Genomic DNA, 16,170 nt, shown 5'->3' on the forward strand with positions numbered 1-16,170 from the left:
TGCCCGCGATGAAGGCACTGCGGTCTTTCAGAAATCGAGTCGTCTGCATTCGCGAGCAAGCTTTGCTCCCACAACCAAGATTCAACAAGAACAATTTTTCAGGAGAATCATCATGGGCGAAGTCGTCCTGGCTGCGAAAATCTGCCACGTTCCCTCGATGTACCTGTCGGAGCTGCCCGGCAAGCACCACGGTTGCCGCGCCGCCGCGATTGCCGGCCACAAGGAAATCGGTCGTCGCGCCCGGGAACTGGGGGCCGATACCGCCGTGGTGTTCGACGTGCACTGGCTGGTCAACAGCGCCTATCACGTCAACAGCGGCGCGCACTTCAAGGGCATCTACACCAGCAACGAGCTGCCGCACTTCATCAAGAACATGGAGTACGAATACTCAGGCGCCCCGGAACTGGGCGAGCTGATCGCCGCCGAGGCCAATGCCGCCGACGTGCGCACCCTGGCCCACAACATCCCGAGTCTTGAACTGGAATACGGCACGCTGGTGCCCATGCGCTACATGCACATGGACGTCCCTCAGGAACAGAAATTCGACGTCGTGTCGATTGCCGCCTGGTGCGCCTGGCACCGCCTGCAAGACAGCTTCACCTTCGGCGCCGCCGTGCGCCGGGCCATCGAAAAAAGCGATCGCAAGGTGCTGGTGCTCGCGTCCGGCTCGCTGTCGCACCGTTTCTCCGATGATCGCAACGCCGAAGCCAACATCCACAACTGGACGCGGGAATTCGACAAGCAGGTCGACCTGCACGTCGTCGAGATGTGGCGCCAGGGCCGCTGGAAAGAGTTCTGCGCCATGCTCCCGGACTACGCCGAACACTGCTTTGGCGAAGGCAAGATGCATGACACGGCGATGCTGCTGGGGTTGCTCGGCGGGCCGGACTACGACAAGCCTGCCGAAATCATCACCGAGCCTTTCGGCAGCTCCGGCACCGGACAGATCAACGCCGTCTTCCCTGTTTGACACTGCGGCCGTACGGCATTCCCGTGCGGCCTGAAGGAGCCGTTCATGCCGCATTTCATCGCTGAATACACCGACAACATCGAACCACAAGCCGACCTGCCCGGCCTGTTTGAAAAGGTCCACGCCTTGCTGGGCGACAGCGGCGTGTTTCCCCTGGGCGGCATCCGCAGCCGCGGCGTGCGCCTGGACACCTGGCGCATGGCTGACGGCAAGCACGACTACGCCTTCGTGCACATGACCTTGAAAGTCGGCCACGGCCGTGACCTGGCCACCCGCCAGAAAGTCGCGGAAAAACTCTTCGAGGTGATCACCGCGCACTTCGCCGAGCTCCAGGCCCAACGCCTGCTGGCCCTGTCGTTCGAGATGATCGAGCTGCACGAACAGCTCAACTTCAAGGCCAACAACGTCCACGCCTTCCTCAAGGGCCAGGCCACCTAGGCCCATCCGCCCTGCTCCTCCCATCGGCCTCTCTGACAAAAAGTACAAGATCATGAGCACAGCCCATACCGCCGACACGGCCGGCACCGTCGCGCACGACCGCACCCATGCCACCATCACCTGGCGGCTGATGCCGCTGCTGCTGGTCTGTTACCTCTTTGCCCACCTGGATCGCATCAACATCGGCTTCGCGAAGATGCAGATGAGCGCCGACCTGCAGTTCAGCGATACGGTCTACGGCTTCGGCGCAGGGCTGTTCTTCATCGCCTATGCGCTGTTTGGCGTGCCCAGCAACATGGCCCTGGACCGGGTCGGTCCGCGGCGCTGGATCGCCACGCTGATGGTGGTCTGGGGCGCCTTGTCCACCGGCATGTTCCTTATCGACAGCGCCGCCGGTTTCTACGTGTTGCGCTTTCTGCTGGGCGTGGCCGAGGCCGGTTTCTTTCCTGGCATCCTGGTCTTTCTCAACCGTTGGTATCCGGCCCGGCGCCGGGCCCAGGTGACCGCGTTGTTTGCCATCGCCGTGCCGATGGCCGGGGTGATTGGCGGACCATTGTCCGGCGGCATTCTCGAGCACTTCCATGACCTTGGCGGCCTGCGCGGCTGGCAGTGGATGTTCGTCATCGAAGGGCTGCCGGTGATCCTGCTCGGCCTTGTTGTGCTCAAGTGCCTGCCGGACAATTTCGAGACGGTCAGGTGGCTCACACCGCACGCCAAGCAGCAGCTGCGCGAACAACTGAGCCTTGAAGAACAGCGCAAATCCATCACCTCGTTTTCGGCGATCCTCAACAATCCGCAGGTCTGGTTGTTGGTGGCGGTGTACTTCGCCGTGATGCTGGCGGTGAACACCCTGGCCTTCTGGATGCCGACCCTGATCCACGGCGCCGGCATCGGCAGCGACGGCAAGGTCGGGCTGCTCAGCGCGGTGCCGTACCTGGCCGGCTGTTTCTTCATGATCGGCTGCGGGCGTTCCTCCGACCGCCATCGCGAACGCCGCTGGCACCTGTGCGTGCCGCTGTGGATGGCCGCGCTGGGTATTGCGGTCACCGGACTCTCACCTGGTAATCCGACCCTGGTGCTCAGCGGCCTGATTGTCGCCGGCATGGGTGCCAGTGCGGCGTTGCCGATGTTCTGGCAGCTGCCGCCAGCCTTCCTGTCCAACGCCACCCAGGCCGCCGGCATTGCCCTGATCAGTTCCTTCGGCAGCATCGCCTCATTCTTCGCGCCCTACCTGATCGGCTGGATGCGCGACACCACCCAGAGCGCCAGCCTCGCCCTGTATGTGCTGGCCCTGCTCATCGCCCTTGGCGGCTTGCTGGTGCTGCGCACCCGGGCCGCCATCGTCAACCCTCAATAAGAGACCCTTGCCATGCTTGACCAGAACCTCATCCAGCAAGCCGCCGCCCGCCTCGACCATGCCGAACGCTCCCGCGAACAGGTGCGGCAGTTTTCCCTCGATCACCCGGACATCACCATCGAGGATGCCTACGCCATCCAGCGCGCCTGGGTCGCGCAAAAAATCAAGGACGGTCGCAAGCTGGTCGGCCACAAGATCGGCCTGACCTCCCGGGCCATGCAGGTGTCGTCGAACATCACCGAGCCGGACTACGGCGCACTGCTCGACGACATGTTTTTCGATGAAGGCACCGATATCCCGTTCGAGCGTTTCATCGTGCCACGGGTGGAAGTGGAGCTGGCGTTCATCCTCGGCAAGCCGTTGAAAGGTCCGAACGTGACGGTGTTCGACGTGCTCGACGCCACTGAATGGGTGATCCCGGCGCTGGAAATCATCGATGCGCGCATCCAGCAGATCGACCCGCAGACCAAGGCGACCCGCAAGGTGTTCGACACCATCTCCGACAACGCCGCCAATGCCGGCGTGGTCATGGGCGGTCGCGCCGTACGCCCGACCGAGATCGACCTGCGCAAGGTGCCGGCGGTGCTCTACCGCAACGGCGTGATCGAAGAGTCCGGCGTCTCGGCGGCGGTGCTCAATCACCCGGCCAAAGGCGTGGCCTGGCTGGCGAACAAACTGGCGGCCTATGACGTCACCCTGCAACCGGGACAGGTCATCCTCGGTGGCTCCTTCACCCGCCCGGTGGCCGCCAACCCCGGCGACACCTTCCATGTCGACTACGACATGCTCGGTTCCATCGCCTGCCGTTTCGTCTGATCGGAGACCGTTTCATGGACATGCCCATCAATACCTTCAAGCAACGCCTGCGCAGCGGCGAGGCGCAGATCGGCCTGTGGCTGGGGTTGGCCGATGCCTACTGTGCGGAACTGGCGGCCAACGCCGGCTTCGACTGGCTGCTGATCGACGGTGAACACGCGCCCAACGACTTGCGCACCTTGCTCGGCCAGCTTCAGGCCGTGGCACCCTACCCCAGCCAGCCGGTGATACGCCCGGTGATCGGTGACACGGCGCTGATCAAGCAAGTGCTCGATATTGGCGTGCAGACCCTGCTGGTGCCGATGGTGGAAAGCGCCGAGCAGGCGCGGGAACTGGTGCGCGCCATCCACTACCCGCCCCATGGCGTACGCGGCGTCGGCAGCGCATTGGCCCGGGCATCACGCTGGAACAGTATCCCCGGTTACCTCGACAAGGCCGATGAACAGATGTGCCTGTTGGTCCAGATTGAAAGCCGCGAGGGCCTGGCCAACCTGGATGCCATTGCGGCAGTGGAAGGTGTGGATGGGGTCTTTATCGGCCCGGCGGACCTGAGCGCGTCCATGGGTTTTCGCGGCAACCCCGGTCACCCGGAGGTGCAAGCGGCCATCGAAGACGCCATCGCCCGCATCCGCCAGGCCGGCAAGGCAGCCGGGATTCTCAGCGCCGATGAAAAACTGGCCCGGCGCTATATCGAACTCGGCGCGGCGTTTGTCGCGGTGGGCGTGGATACGACGGTGTTGATGCGGGGCTTGCAGACACTGGCGGCGACGTTCAAGGACACACCGAAGCCTGCGGTTGGCGGCGTGTACTGATCGGTATCAAATACCTTGTGGCAAGGGGATCGGTGGGAGCAAAGCTTGCTCGCGAAACAGGCACCTCGGTCTCTGAAAGACCGCAGCGTCTTCATCGCGGGCAAGCCTTGCTCCCACAGAAAACAACTAGCCCGGGGTCTCAGCGCCTGATCGCCTTCAGCTCATTGAGCAACCCCAGCAGCGTCTGCAATTTTTCCTCCCCTAACTTGTCCTGCAGACGCTGGTAATTCTCTTCCATGCTCTGGCTCATCGAATCGAAACTCGCCTGCCCTTGCGGCGCCAGGCGCACCAGCACTCGCCGCTGATCCTGTTCAGCCTTGCGCCGCACCACCATGCCCGCCGCTTCCATGCGCACCAACACGCCGGTCATGCTGGGTTTGAGGATGCAGGCCAATTCGGCCAGGCGATTGATCTCCAGCTCATCGTGCTGGCTGAGAATACGGATGACCCGCCATTGCTGCTCGGTCAAGCCATGTTGATTGAGGGAAGGCCGGAAAAACCCCATGGCCGCTTCGCGGGCCTGGAGCAGAGTCAGGGTCAAGGATTGGCGCAGCTTGGGCATGAGTATGTTCGCGAGAGGGATTTAGTTAATGAGTTAACTAAATCTTATCATTTTCGATGCCGAGTTACCTGCGGCGAGGGGACTCATTGTGGGAGCAAAGCTTGCTCGCGATACAGGCAATGAAAGTCTTTCAGAAATCGAGTCGCCTATGTCGCGAGCAAGCTTTGCTCCCACAACACCTCTCTCGCCACAAGGGGTGAATGCCAGTCTTTACTGAATGTCGCTCAAGCGCCCTTGATCACGCCCTTGAGCACTTGCTTGAAGTGCTCGACCTGTTCCTCGCTGAACGGGTCGAACACCTTGTCCTGCTGCTCCTTGGCAATCGCCCAGAGCCCTTCGGTCTCATCGATACCCTTGGCAGTCAGGCGTACCCGCTCGCCTTCATCGCTCACCAGGCCCTTGCGCTTGAGGTTGGCCACGGCTTCTTCGATCTCGCGCGCCGGCATCGCCACTTCCCGCTGCAGGTCGCACAGGTTCAGCCCGGCGTCGTTCTCCAGCACCATCAACATCCGCGCCTCACTGGTGCGCAAGCCGGTGGACAACTGACGCGGCTGGTAGCTGGCCTGATAGGCCCGCAGTGCCTGGGTCATCAGGTAATACAGGTTATGGCTCAAGCGTCCCTGGAAGTGACTGCTGGGGGATTGGCCCTCTTCCCGTTTGGTCATGCGCGTGTGAGGCAGCACCATCGAGTAGGCGCCCTGGTGATAGAGCAACGGCGAGCGTCCGAAATCATCAAACGCCACGACCTTGCCGATCATGATCCAGTGATCGCCGCCATCGACCTGCTGGAATTTTTCACAGTGAAAACGCGCCGAGCAATCGACAAACACTGGGGCGCCGCCTTCGCCGGTCTCGAATTCGATTTCAGCGAAGCGGTCCTCCTTGGGTCGTGCGAAGTTGTTCGACAGGTCGATCTGGTCGGCGGCCAGCACGTTCACCGCAAAGTGGCTGGCGGCTTCGAACACGCCATGGCTGCTGGATCGTTTGTCGATGCTCCACAGGATCAATGGCGGGTCCAGGGACACCGAGTTGAAACTGTTGGCCGTCACACCGACCTTGCGGCCATCTTCAGTGGCAGCGGTGACCACGGTCACGCCGGTGGCGAAGTTACCCAGGGCCCGGCGGAACGCGCGGGTATCGAAAGCGGTATCACAAAGACTGGACATGCAAGACTCCCGGCCGCCTCGAGCGACGGCCTCGATTATTGTTCTGGGGTTCAGCGAACAGGCGGTCAAACCATGGAAGAATCAGGCTCAAGGCCCATCAGCTCACGACCGAGAATCTGCGCGCAGACGTCGTAGTCGGTATAGGCATGGGCGCCGGTCAGGTGGGCGTCGCGGAACAGCCGTTGCAACTCATTGCTTTCGAACCAGGCACCGCCGCCAGCCGCCTCCATCAAGCGATCGACGGCCTGGATGCACATCTTGGTGGCGTAGCCCTGGTTGGTCCGCCAGAACGCCAGGGTTTCCCGGCTGGGGTATTCGTGGCGCTCGCCGTATTCGGCGTGCTCCTGCCAGGTTTTCTCCAGGAAGGCACGGGCCGCCGCCACCTGATGGGTCGACTCGGCCAGGCGCATCAACGCCGGGGTAGCGGCACCGACTGCCGCGCCGGTGTAGGCCCGCACGCGGTTGCGGGTTTTCTCGCGAAAGACCTCCAGCATGCGTTCGGCCACGCCGAGGCTGACCGTGGAGAAACCACTGGCGAAGTAGGGGCGGTATGGCGAGTAGAAAATCTTGCTGTCGGGGTAGAGGCCGAATCCGCCGGACTTGCCCTCCATCATGTCCTTGGCTTTCTGGATCCGGTGTTCCGGCACAAAAGCGTTGTCGATGATCAACGTCTTGCTGCCACTGCCGCGCATGCCCACCGCAAACCAGTCATCGCGAATCGCATAGTCGCTGCGCGGCAGCACTGCAAAGCAATAGTCCTGGGTGCCTTCGGCGTTTTTACGGCGAAACCCCACGATCGCCCATTCGGCATGATCGCAGCCGCTGCTCCAGCCCATTTCACCGCTGAACATCACACCGCCCTCGACGTCCTCGGTGCGGCCAAACGGCGCGATGCTGCTGCTGGCGGTGGCATCGGGATCATCGCCCCAGACTTCCTGCTGGGCCTTGGCCGGGAACATTGCCAACTGATGGCTGTGGGTGCACAACAGGCTCATGGCCCAGGCCGTGCTGGCACAGGCACCGGCCAGCAGCGCGATGCAATCGGCGAACTGCGGCAGGGACATCTCCATGCCACCGTAGGGTTTTGGTTGGAAGGCCCGGTGCATGCCGATGCTTTTGAGCAAGGCTATATTCTCGGCAGGCACGCTACGGTCTTTCTCCGCCTGGAAGGCATTGGCAGCAATGACCGGCAGGATCGGCTTGAGGTCTTCGAGCAGCGGGTTTGGCTTTTTCATGGACAGGCTCTTTTATTATTGGCATCTGCCGATCCCGCCTCTGCCCGGCAACCTGAGGTTGCACAAACAGCGGGATCAGTGATTAAGGCCGGTCCAGTATGGGCAATCACGGGCGGCTGAAAAATGCACCTTCCAGATCCAAGATTGTACTTTTCATGGGCAGGTTTCGGCTCCCTGGCGCGCTCGGTCAAATACCCCGGCACGGATGATCAAGACAGGCACCCCCATCCGGGCTCTTAATAGGGCCATCCCCTGCAATGCCTTGCGTAGGCGTTGCAACGGAGTTTCCTTTCACTTTGTCAGGTTGCGTCATGATCAATATCGAAACGCCCACCTATTACACGGCCACCAAGAAATACAACCTCAGCTTCCCCACGCTGGAACAGGACGTGGACGCCGATGTTGTGGTCATTGGCGGCGGTTTCTCCGGCATCAATACCGCGCTGGAGCTCGCCGAAAAAGGCATCACCAACATCGTGGTGCTGGAGGCGCGTTACCTGGGGTTCGGCGGCACCGGGCGCAATGGCGGGCAGATCATGGCCGGCATCGGTCATGACCTGGAAAAGATCAAGAAGGACGTGGGTGAAGACGGCCTGCGCCAGATCTTCGAGATCAGCGACCTGGGCGCCGACATCATCAAGGACCGTATCGCCAAGTACGCCATCGATGCCGACTTCTGCCACGGCTACGGCTACATGGGCTTCAACGCGCGCCAGGAAAAAACCCTGCGGGCCTGGGAAAAAGACTTCAAGTCAATCAACAGCAAGCACGAGATCCGCTTTCTCGGCGGCTCCGACGTGCAGCAGATCATCGGTTCCAAGGCCTACAGCAGCGCATTGCTGCACATGGGCGGCGGGCACGTGCACTCGCTGAACCTGTTGCTCGGCGAGGCCAAGGCCTTGGTCAGTCACGGCGTACAAATTTTCGAGAACAGCCCGGCCCTGGAAGTCAGCTATGGCGAACGCATCACCGTGCGCACCGGACGCGGCTCGGTCAGGGCCAGCAAGCTGCTCTGGGCCTGCGACAGCTTCCTGAACAAGCTGGAACCGGAACTGCATCGCTCGACCATCAACACTTACGCCTTCCAGATGATGACCGAGCCGTTGTCGGACGAACTGATCCAGCGCATCAGCCCGATTCGCGGAGCCTACAGCGACATTCGCCCGGTGATCGACTACTACCGCGTCACCCACGAAAACCGCCTGCTGTTCGGTGCCGCGACGCCGTTGGTGGAGCACATCCCCCAAGATCTGAAGGCCTGGAACCGGCGCCTGATGCTGAAGATCTTCCCGTACCTCAAGGACGTGAAGATCGACCTGGCCTGGGGTGGCCCGATGGCGTGCAGCCCGAACCTGTTCCCGCAGATCGGCACCCTGCCCGGTCGCAGCAACGCGTTTTTCGTCCAGGGCTACTCAGGCTTTGGCGTCACCCCGAGCCACATCATCTGCAAAGTGCTGGCCGAAGGCATGAGCGAAGGCTCGGCGCGCTACGACCTGGTCAGCTCGATCCATCGCCCGACCATCATCGGCAAAGACGCCATTCGTCCATTGCTGCTGACCGCCGGCAAGTCCTGGCATCAGCTGTCGGGCTACTGGAACGGCCGTCGCTGAGGGAGGGGATTTATCCCGCTGCGCTGCCGTAGGAGCTGTCGAGTGAAACGAGGCTGCGATCTTTCCATTGACCATTGAGTCTAGAGCGAAAGGTCAAAATCAAAAGATCGCAGGCTTCGCCAGCTCCTACAGCACCCCACCCAACTTCACTATTTTTCAATCATCAGGAGTCACTGCCATGCCCCTTATCACCCTCGAAAAAGACATCCAGCTGTCCGACCTGGACGCCTGGGGCACCGTCGCCGATCTCGGTTCGCAGATTCTCGAAGGCGAAGTCAAAGCCTTCGGCAAGATGACCTTCGGCGCACCGACCGACCCCGTCAGCAGCGCCTACTTCGGCACCACCCAAGGCAAGTTCCGGATGGTCTACCCCTTCGCCGAACAAGCCACCGTGGTCACCGGTGAAGTGGTGCTCACCGACGAGACCACCGGCCAGAGCACCCGCTACAAGGCCGGCGACAGCTGGTTCGTGACCAAGGGCACGCCGGTGCTGTGGGAAGTGCTCAGCGAGAGTTTCGTCAAACACTACTTCGCGGTAGCCTGATCGGACTTGGCTGCCGGCCCCACCGGCAGCCCTCTCGGCGAAGGTGCGAGCATGAACGTCATCCCCACCCAGGACATCGCCGGCCAGTGCCTGCACGCCTTTACCCAGCTGGTTCCCGTCAGCCGGGCGGCGTTCTACTGCGTTGATCGGCAGTTGCAGGTCCATGACTTCAGCCTGCATGGGATGAGCGGCGAGATGCACCGCGACTACCTGGACAACTACCGCCAGTTCGATCCGCTGCACCCGCGCCACTGCGTGTCCAGCGAGTTGGCCGTGGTGCCGTTGAGCCTGGCGATGGCCCGCCAACCGCGACGTGACAACCATCGTTATCACGACTTCCTGCAGCGCTACGGCGTGGTCGACGTGGTGGAAGTCTTCGCCCATCGGGACGGTCAGCCCCAAGCCGCGATTTCGTTGCTGCGCACTGCCGAGCAAGGCGTCTTCACCAGCCAGCAGTTGAGTCAACTCAGCGCGTTGCAGGCCTTGCTGCAACTGGCCGTGGCCCATTTGCCTGGCCATGAGGACCCACTGGGCGACTTGACGCCCAAGGAACGCCAGATTGCCTGGCTGCTGCGCCAAGGCGTCAGCAACAAGCAATTGGCCCGGGAGCTGGAGGTGGGCTTACCGACCATCAAGACTCACCTGATCCACCTGTTTCGCAAGGTTGGCGTGAGCAGCCGTACCGAGTTGGTCAGCGCACTGTTCCTCTGATCAACCATTTGGTTGATAGGCCGCCGTTGCCCGGCACCGCATGATCCGAGTGGCTAACTCAACCACCGGAGCCTTGCAATGAGCACCTCTTCAGACTGGATCACCGTCGGCGCCCTGGCCGATGGCTTTGCCCCCGAAGCCTTCATCCTGCCAAACCTGGCCGACCTGGACGGCAAGACCTTCACCCTGCATTTCGCCAATGGCTGGCAGATCGAGCATCGCTTCGAGCAGAATGCCGTGTCCTGGAACGCCGCCGATGGGCACTCCAGCGGCACCGCGCCCTACCGGGCCACGTCGGTACGCCCGGGCCTGTACCTGGTGGACTTCATCAAGCGCGAAGGCGAGCTGACGTCATCGATAAGCCTGGTGCTCGATACCGCCAGCGCGTCCTTCACCGCCGTGATCGGCCGCATGCCAAGCCAGCAAGAAACCGGCGAAGGCCTCTACAGCCGGGCGTTGACCGGCAAGCCCCTGACCTCGGTTCAAGCGCAGTTCCTGCACGGCAGCCTCGATCGTCCCTGGCAGCCTGGCCTGTGCCCGCACGCACCGACCACCGAACTGGTGGGGCTGCGCAACCTGTATCGCTACAGCCCGAGCGAAGTCTATGAACACATTTACCTCAACGACCAGTTCTACTCGTGGCAGTGCCTCAAGGGCGTTGAACAAGGCCTGTGCGACACCGATCGCTGCGACACCTACAAGATCGCCGATCAGCTGTACCTGTTCGTGTGGCGGGAAAAAATCATCCCGACCCTGGGCCTGGTGCTGATCGACCTGCAACAGCATCGCAGCGACGGCAAGATCTTTGGCTACGCCGGTGAGTCGTTCGATGAGTATTCCAATTTCCCGGTCAGTTCCTACTGCCAGGTTATCAATCAGACGGAGTATCCCGATGCCTGAATTACGCACCGTCGTGATCACGGGCGCCGGCACCGGTATCGGTGCGGCCTGCGCCCGCCTGTATGCCGCCGAAGGCGCCAACCTGGTGCTGATCGGTCGACGCCGCGAGCCCCTGGAAACCCTCGCCGAGGACATCGGCGGCCTGGTGCTGGTCGGCGATGCAGCCTGCCCGACCACCTGGGACGGCTTCGTCGAGCAGATTCGCACGCGTTTTGGCCGACTCGACGTGCTGCTGGCCTGTGCCGGCGGCATGGGATTGGGCAGCGCCACCGAGACTCAGCCATCGGCCTGGGAAGCGGCCCTGCGCAGCAATCTCGACAGCGCCTTCTACAGCGCCCGGGCGTGCCTGCCCCTGCTGCAGGAAAGCGCCGGCAACATTGTGCTGATCGCCTCCATTGCTTCCTTGGCGGCAGGCCCGCACGTGTGCGGCTACACCACCGCCAAGCATGCGCTGCTGGGCCTCAACCGCTCCCTGGCAAGGGATTACGGGCCTCACGGCGTACGAGTCAATGCGATCTGCCCAGGTTGGGTCCGCACGCCCATGGCCGATGAAGAAATGCAGGCATTGATGCAGTTCCATGGCGAAACGTTGCAACAGGCGTATGACCGGGTCTGCGCCGACGTGCCGTTGCGCAGGCCGGCCAGTGCGCAGGAAATCGCCAACGTCTGTCGTTTCCTGGCCTCGCCTGATGCGTCGATCATCACTGGGGCGACGTTGGTGGCCGATGGCGGTTCCAGCATCGTCGACGTGCCGACACTGGCCTTCAGCCGGATGGAGGCGACCGATGCCTGAGGATCTGGATTTCAGCGGCCAGACCGTACTGGTCACGGGCGGCGCCCAGGGCATTGGCCGAGCCATCGTCGAAGCGTTTGCCCTGCGAGGGGCTCGCGTGGTCATTGCCGACCTGGGCCTGGCCCGGGCCGAAGCAGTGGCCGGCGAATTGACCGCCGTGGGCTGTCAGGTGCAAGCGGTGGGGGTTGACCTGGCCGACGCAACGGCGGTCTTCGGGATGATGGCCGAGCTGGAGCAACGCTTGGGGAGGCTGGATATCCTGGTGCACAACGCCGGCTATTTTCCGCTGACACCGTTCGCCGAGATCACCCCGTCGATGCTTGAGCGAACGCTGGCGGTGAACTTGTCGGCGCTGTTCTGGCTGACCCAGGCCGCGTTGCCGATGTTCCGGCGCCAGGGCCAAGGCTGCGTGCTGGTGACCTCCTCGGTCACCGGCCCGCGGGTCGCGTATCCAGGGCTCAGCCACTACGCGGCCTCCAAGGCCGGGGTCAATGGTTTCATTCGCAATGCCGCGCTGGAGCTGGCGGCCGAGAATGTCCGCGTCAATGGCGTCGAGCCGGGCATGATTGCAACACCGGCCATGGCGAATCTCGGCGACGATGAGGTCAACCAGGACATCGCCCGTCGGGTGCCGCTGGGTCGATTGGGCCAACCGAGCGACATCGCTGGCGCCATGCTGTTCCTGGCGTCGAGCCTGGCCAGTTATGTGACCGGGCAGACTTTGGTGGTCGATGGGGGTTCGACTTTGCCGGAGGTTTGAGCCTACGGGAGCGGTGCCTCGCTGACGATGGTGGTGAATGTACCGCCGCCTTCGCGAGCAAGCCCGCTCCCACACTTTCCAATGTCATCCAAAAAAATCATGTTCATCACAAATCCCTTTGTGGGAGCGGGCTTGCTCGCGAAAGCGGTGGTTCAGACTGCAAAGCTATTGGACACATCCACTCAAGCCACCCCCATCCCCACCTGCAAACGGCTGGAACGAAACTCCTTGGGCGACAGCTCGAACTGCTTCTTGAACGAACGGCTGAAATGCGCCGAATCGGTAAAGCCCCATTTGTAGGCAATCGAGGTAATGGACTCGTCCCGCAGGAACGGGTTGGTCAGGTCATCAGCGCTGCGCTTGAGCCGGGCCCGCTGGATGTAGCGGCAAACGCTGTCATCCTGCTCTTCGAACAAGCGATACAGATGCCGCACCGAAATATTCAGCCGATTGGCCAGGCCCACCGGGCTGAGGCCGGGCTGGGTCAGTGATTCGTCGATGACCTTCTGCACATAGCTGCGCAAGTGACTACCCTGCAACGCCACCCCTTCGTCACGGCCATCACTATCCTGTTCCAGGGCCGAGCCCAACAGCGAAACGAAGGCACTCTGCAAGGCTTCACCCTCTCCCGCCGCACCCTCGCCGTCCGGTGTGTCCCTGCACAGCTGGTCCATCAAGACATGCAGCATCCGCCCACACGCCTTGCTGGACGACACCTTGCCAAAGGTCCTGGTTTCCCCGCCCAGTTGCCGCGACACGTCCTGGCGCGACAAGGACAGCACCGCGTGTTCGATCAGGCCGAACGGGGTGATTTCAAGCGCCCCAACGGAATCCATCAACAACAATTCACCGGGTGCCAACTGGATGCTCCGACCGTTCTGGGTAATGCGGCAGTAGCCACTGCGCTGGCTGACCAGGAGGCAATCCTGGTCATCATCGTGATCGGCGTTGGGCGAGTGACGCTTGATGTTACCGGCGTTGGTGCGCAGGTTCGCGAGGGCAAGGCCACCCCGATGGAAGTTCGACACTTCACCAATGAACAGCGCACGATTGAAGGCCAGCTCGGTGTCGAAGTGGCCGCAAGTCGCCCGCAGATCCCGGTTCCAAGTGTCCAGACCGTCCTGCCCAACCTGTTGCATGCTCATGGCATTCTCCGCAGTGGCTTTTTGTTTTTGTGCGGCAATAGTTAACATGTTATCTATATGCGCGCAACAAGTACCTGATCGCCAGAGCAGTAGCAGGAATGATGCCAGGGTAGAACAAAGGAATCAGAGCGTTGCCAACACCCGCTGCAGGCCGCTCAAGGTCGCCAGCAAGACAGTGCGCTGCTCCCGGCTCAACGGGATATAGCGACGAAAGGCCGGCATGCGATTGACCACTTCGCTACCGCCCATGTGTTCCAGGCGCACGCACCACTGGCGTCCTTGCAGATCGATGCGCAGCCGTTTGAAATCCAGCGGCATGAGGGCCTGGTACAGCACCGGATCCTGCTCCACGGCCGCCTGCAACCGGGCCGCCAGGTCACTGCGCCCGTCCCGCTGCCGGCAACGAATGCCGCTACGCCAAACAGCCCCGCCGTGGTGCAGTTCCAGACGCGCCGTGCCCTCTCGGGAGGCAGGCACGCGCAGCACGAACTCGGTCATCACCAGGTGCATCAACAACTGCGACTCGGTGCGCTCGACAATCTCCAACTGCAAGCTGCCATCGTCGGTGGCGGCCGTCGCCGTCGCCGGGCCCACCACCTCGAAGCGCACCAGCGCCAGGTTACGCCGCAAGTGCTCCAGGGTCGCCCCAGGCCGATAACCGGCCGGGACGCGCTGGGCGCTGAACAACTCAGACAGTTTTTGCAGCAGGGTCGATAAACTCGCCCGCAGGTTGCCCTGGCTCATGGGAGAACTCCTTGGCCAGCACGTCTTCTACCGACGCTGGCTTGAATGGATTGACCTTCTGTACCACCAGGGTCCAGAACAAGGCATACGCCGCGGTGCCGCCGAGCATCACCGCGAAGGGCACGTAGATGTCTGCCGGATTCATGCCGGGCGGTGTGATGAACCACATGCCCAACACAATGCCGACACTGGACAGGATCTGTGGCAACGGGAACCACGGCGAGCGATAGGCCCGCGGCAGATCAGGGCGACGAATCCGCAGGCTGACCACCGACACGGTCACCAGCAGGTAGGCAAAACTCCAGGCACATACCGCGGCCAGCACCAAGTGCATGATGTTGTCGGGATTACCGCCCAGCCACCACGCATGCAGGCAAGGAATCAGCATCGCCACCAGGATGCACAGCAACGGCGTCTTGAAGCGTGGGTGCAGATAAGTGAAGACCTTCGGCAGCGCGCCGTCCACCGCCATGCCGTAAAGAATTCGCGGCACGCCGGCCATCAGGGTGTTGATGGTCGCCGCACCGGCAAACAGAAAGCCGATGCCCAGCCACATCGGGCCGATATCGCCCATGACCTGTTCGGCGAAGCGTGGAATCGCCATGGGGGTGTCGAGCAGATGCACACCGCTGGTGGCATCGAGCAGCACGTTTTCCACCTGGCGCTTCATCGCTGCGCCGTAGATGAACATGCAGGTGGCGACGCTGAACAAGCCCAGCATCATCGCCCGGGGCATGGTTTTCGCAGAGTTGCGCAGGTCCGGCGCCAGCGGTGTGACGAATTCGCAGCCGACAAACATGAACATGGCCATGCCCACCAGCGACAACACCGTGACCAGATCGGTGCCCACCACGGACGCGCCAAACCAGCCCTCCAGCTCCACCGCCGGCGCAGCGATCAGGCCCAGCACGCCGAACACCATCAGGGTGGTCCACATGCCGAACGTCAGGATGATTTCGGCCCGGCCAAAGGCACTGACACCGAACGCATTGAGTACGCCAAACACCACCACGAACCCCACGCCCAGCAACCAGGAGCCGCCTGCCGATTCGGCCAGGGTGTTGAGGTGCTCGAAGTTCACCAGGGCCATGACACCGGCCAGGATGGTCTCGGCGGTGCCGGCGAACACATGGACAATCAGATAGGCCGACAAGGTCCCGGTAATCGCGAAGAAACGTCCCATGCCACAGTTGATGTAGTCATAGACCGAGCCGGTGGTCGGGAGCATCGACGCGGCCTCGGCAAACGTCGTCGCCTGGGCCAGCATCATGACCACGGCGATCAGCATCGCCACGGCAAAGGCGCTGCCACCAATGCCAAAGCCCATGGTCGCGGTGAGAATCACGGGGCTTGCCATGATCAGGCCAATGGTGCTGGCCAACGCGGTGGGAAAGCCCACCGAACCCCGGTTCAAGTGCTCGGTGAGCCTGTCATTGATCGACATGGTGCAGATCCTCGAAAGCGGATTTTTAGTAGGGATGCCACTGCCGTCCAGGAGCCGGCGATCATGCCTTCCCCAACCAGTCCCTGATCGAAACGGCGTTGCGTGCAGCCTTACTCTGCGCTGCGCCGCCCCGGGCGTCTTGCCCATGTCTGCCGCCGGTTTT

Annotated in this window: 17 protein-coding genes; 11 read left to right on the forward strand and 6 right to left on the reverse strand. The window is 62.2% G+C overall.

The window, feature by feature from the left end; genetic code table 11:
* Positions 1 to 112 precede the first annotated feature (112 nt).
* The 5 genes from hpaD to hpaI are packed head-to-tail and all read left to right on the forward strand — an operon-like array spanning position 113 to position 4,393.
* Entirely contained in the window at positions 113 to 970 is an 858-nt protein-coding gene (gene hpaD / locus CFII68_RS02565; RefSeq protein ID WP_018613311.1) for a 3,4-dihydroxyphenylacetate 2,3-dioxygenase, read from the forward strand.
* A 45-nt stretch (positions 971 to 1,015) separates the two neighbouring features.
* Complete coding sequence (locus CFII68_RS02560; RefSeq protein ID WP_018613313.1) at positions 1,016 to 1,408, forward strand: 5-carboxymethyl-2-hydroxymuconate Delta-isomerase; 393 nt, start codon at positions 1,016 to 1,018, stop codon at positions 1,406 to 1,408.
* A 52-nt stretch (positions 1,409 to 1,460) separates the two neighbouring features.
* Entirely contained in the window at positions 1,461 to 2,765 is a 1,305-nt protein-coding gene (locus CFII68_RS02555; RefSeq protein ID WP_018613316.1) for an MFS transporter, read from the forward strand.
* Positions 2,766 to 2,777: 12 nt separating this feature from the next.
* Positions 2,778 to 3,581, forward strand: coding sequence for a 2-oxo-hept-4-ene-1,7-dioate hydratase (gene hpaH / locus CFII68_RS02550; RefSeq protein WP_018613318.1), 804 nt, complete (start codon positions 2,778 to 2,780; stop codon positions 3,579 to 3,581).
* Positions 3,582 to 3,595: 14 nt separating this feature from the next.
* Entirely contained in the window at positions 3,596 to 4,393 is a 798-nt protein-coding gene (gene hpaI, locus CFII68_RS02545) for a 4-hydroxy-2-oxoheptanedioate aldolase (RefSeq protein WP_018613320.1), read from the forward strand.
* 139 nt (positions 4,394 to 4,532) lie between these two features.
* On the opposite strand, the gene hpaR is transcribed toward hpaI, so the two are convergent.
* The 3 genes from hpaR to CFII68_RS02530 all read right to left on the reverse strand — a co-directional run bounded on the left by hpaR (position 4,533) and on the right by CFII68_RS02530 (position 7,356).
* Complete coding sequence (gene hpaR / locus CFII68_RS02540) at positions 4,533 to 4,955, reverse strand: homoprotocatechuate degradation operon regulator HpaR (RefSeq protein WP_018613322.1); 423 nt, start codon at positions 4,953 to 4,955, stop codon at positions 4,533 to 4,535.
* Between the two features lie 224 nt (positions 4,956 to 5,179).
* The gene (locus CFII68_RS02535; protein WP_014338026.1) at positions 5,180 to 6,121 is read right to left on the reverse strand and encodes a p-hydroxyphenylacetate 3-hydroxylase reductase component; all 942 of its coding nucleotides are present in this window, start codon (positions 6,119 to 6,121) and stop codon (positions 5,180 to 5,182) included.
* A gap of 65 nt (positions 6,122 to 6,186) precedes the next feature.
* Positions 6,187 to 7,356 (reverse strand): p-hydroxyphenylacetate 3-hydroxylase oxygenase component, encoded by a 1,170-nt coding sequence (locus tag CFII68_RS02530; RefSeq protein ID WP_018613325.1) that lies wholly within the window; start codon positions 7,354 to 7,356, stop codon positions 6,187 to 6,189.
* 311 nt (positions 7,357 to 7,667) lie between these two features.
* On the opposite strand from CFII68_RS02530, the gene CFII68_RS02525 reads away from it, so the two are divergent.
* The 6 genes from CFII68_RS02525 to CFII68_RS02500 all read left to right on the forward strand — a co-directional run bounded on the left by CFII68_RS02525 (position 7,668) and on the right by CFII68_RS02500 (position 12,674).
* Positions 7,668 to 8,966 (forward strand): FAD-binding oxidoreductase, encoded by a 1,299-nt coding sequence (locus CFII68_RS02525; protein ID WP_018613327.1) that lies wholly within the window; start codon positions 7,668 to 7,670, stop codon positions 8,964 to 8,966.
* 178 nt (positions 8,967 to 9,144) lie between these two features.
* Complete coding sequence (locus CFII68_RS02520) at positions 9,145 to 9,510, forward strand: cupin domain-containing protein (protein WP_018613329.1); 366 nt, start codon at positions 9,145 to 9,147, stop codon at positions 9,508 to 9,510.
* A 51-nt stretch (positions 9,511 to 9,561) separates the two neighbouring features.
* A complete protein-coding gene (locus CFII68_RS02515) occupies positions 9,562 to 10,221 on the forward strand; it encodes a helix-turn-helix transcriptional regulator (RefSeq protein WP_018613332.1) in 660 nt (219 codons plus the stop codon).
* 78 nt (positions 10,222 to 10,299) lie between these two features.
* Entirely contained in the window at positions 10,300 to 11,121 is an 822-nt protein-coding gene (locus CFII68_RS02510; protein ID WP_018613334.1) for a molybdenum cofactor biosynthesis F family protein, read from the forward strand.
* Positions 11,114 to 11,914, forward strand: a complete 801-nt coding sequence (locus CFII68_RS02505; RefSeq protein ID WP_018613336.1) for an SDR family NAD(P)-dependent oxidoreductase — start codon at positions 11,114 to 11,116, stop codon at positions 11,912 to 11,914. The genes CFII68_RS02510 and CFII68_RS02505 overlap by 8 nt, the downstream gene beginning before the upstream one ends.
* Positions 11,907 to 12,674, forward strand: coding sequence for an SDR family oxidoreductase (locus CFII68_RS02500; RefSeq protein ID WP_018613338.1), 768 nt, complete (start codon positions 11,907 to 11,909; stop codon positions 12,672 to 12,674). The genes CFII68_RS02505 and CFII68_RS02500 overlap by 8 nt, the downstream gene beginning before the upstream one ends.
* 182 nt (positions 12,675 to 12,856) lie before the next feature.
* Here CFII68_RS02500 and feaR read toward each other — a convergent pair whose 3' ends face one another.
* From feaR to CFII68_RS02485, 3 genes are all read right to left on the reverse strand, one after another.
* Positions 12,857 to 13,819 carry a transcriptional regulator FeaR gene (gene feaR / locus CFII68_RS02495; protein ID WP_018613340.1) on the reverse strand — a complete coding sequence of 321 codons (963 nt, stop codon included), beginning with the start codon at positions 13,817 to 13,819 and terminating at the stop codon, positions 12,857 to 12,859.
* 123 nt (positions 13,820 to 13,942) lie between these two features.
* Positions 13,943 to 14,563 carry a DUF3156 family protein gene (locus tag CFII68_RS02490; RefSeq protein WP_018613342.1) on the reverse strand — a complete coding sequence of 207 codons (621 nt, stop codon included), beginning with the start codon at positions 14,561 to 14,563 and terminating at the stop codon, positions 13,943 to 13,945.
* Positions 14,508 to 16,007 carry an APC family permease gene (locus CFII68_RS02485; RefSeq protein WP_018613344.1) on the reverse strand — a complete coding sequence of 500 codons (1,500 nt, stop codon included), beginning with the start codon at positions 16,005 to 16,007 and terminating at the stop codon, positions 14,508 to 14,510. Before CFII68_RS02485 ends, CFII68_RS02490 begins: the two co-directional genes overlap by 56 nt.
* Positions 16,008 to 16,170: the final 163 nt, after the last annotated feature.

The sequence above is a fragment of the Pseudomonas sp. CFII68 genome, from assembly GCF_000416195.1.
Classification (GTDB): Bacteria; Pseudomonadota; Gammaproteobacteria; order Pseudomonadales; family Pseudomonadaceae; genus Aquipseudomonas; species Aquipseudomonas kilonensis.

Bases quoted from the DNA above. Each gene is read 5' to 3' on its own strand.
- hpaD (WP_018613311.1), top strand. From the start codon at position 113: ATGGGCGAAGTCGTCCTGGCTGCGAAAATCTGCCACGTTCCCTCGATG.
- CFII68_RS02560 (WP_018613313.1), top strand. From the start codon at position 1,016: ATGCCGCATTTCATCGCTGAATACACCGACAACATCGAACCACAAGCC.
- CFII68_RS02555 (WP_018613316.1), top strand. From the start codon at position 1,461: ATGAGCACAGCCCATACCGCCGACACGGCCGGCACCGTCGCGCACGAC.
- hpaH (WP_018613318.1), top strand. From the start codon at position 2,778: ATGCTTGACCAGAACCTCATCCAGCAAGCCGCCGCCCGCCTCGACCAT.
- hpaI (WP_018613320.1), top strand. From the start codon at position 3,596: ATGGACATGCCCATCAATACCTTCAAGCAACGCCTGCGCAGCGGCGAG.
- hpaR (WP_018613322.1), bottom strand. From the start codon at position 4,955: ATGCCCAAGCTGCGCCAATCCTTGACCCTGACTCTGCTCCAGGCCCGC.
- CFII68_RS02535 (WP_014338026.1), bottom strand. From the start codon at position 6,121: ATGTCCAGTCTTTGTGATACCGCTTTCGATACCCGCGCGTTCCGCCGG.
- CFII68_RS02530 (WP_018613325.1), bottom strand. From the start codon at position 7,356: ATGAAAAAGCCAAACCCGCTGCTCGAAGACCTCAAGCCGATCCTGCCG.
- CFII68_RS02525 (WP_018613327.1), top strand. From the start codon at position 7,668: ATGATCAATATCGAAACGCCCACCTATTACACGGCCACCAAGAAATAC.
- CFII68_RS02520 (WP_018613329.1), top strand. From the start codon at position 9,145: ATGCCCCTTATCACCCTCGAAAAAGACATCCAGCTGTCCGACCTGGAC.
- CFII68_RS02515 (WP_018613332.1), top strand. From the start codon at position 9,562: ATGAACGTCATCCCCACCCAGGACATCGCCGGCCAGTGCCTGCACGCC.
- CFII68_RS02510 (WP_018613334.1), top strand. From the start codon at position 10,300: ATGAGCACCTCTTCAGACTGGATCACCGTCGGCGCCCTGGCCGATGGC.
- CFII68_RS02505 (WP_018613336.1), top strand. From the start codon at position 11,114: ATGCCTGAATTACGCACCGTCGTGATCACGGGCGCCGGCACCGGTATC.
- CFII68_RS02500 (WP_018613338.1), top strand. From the start codon at position 11,907: ATGCCTGAGGATCTGGATTTCAGCGGCCAGACCGTACTGGTCACGGGC.
- feaR (WP_018613340.1), bottom strand. From the start codon at position 13,819: ATGAGCATGCAACAGGTTGGGCAGGACGGTCTGGACACTTGGAACCGG.
- CFII68_RS02490 (WP_018613342.1), bottom strand. From the start codon at position 14,563: ATGAGCCAGGGCAACCTGCGGGCGAGTTTATCGACCCTGCTGCAAAAA.
- CFII68_RS02485 (WP_018613344.1), bottom strand. From the start codon at position 16,007: ATGTCGATCAATGACAGGCTCACCGAGCACTTGAACCGGGGTTCGGTG.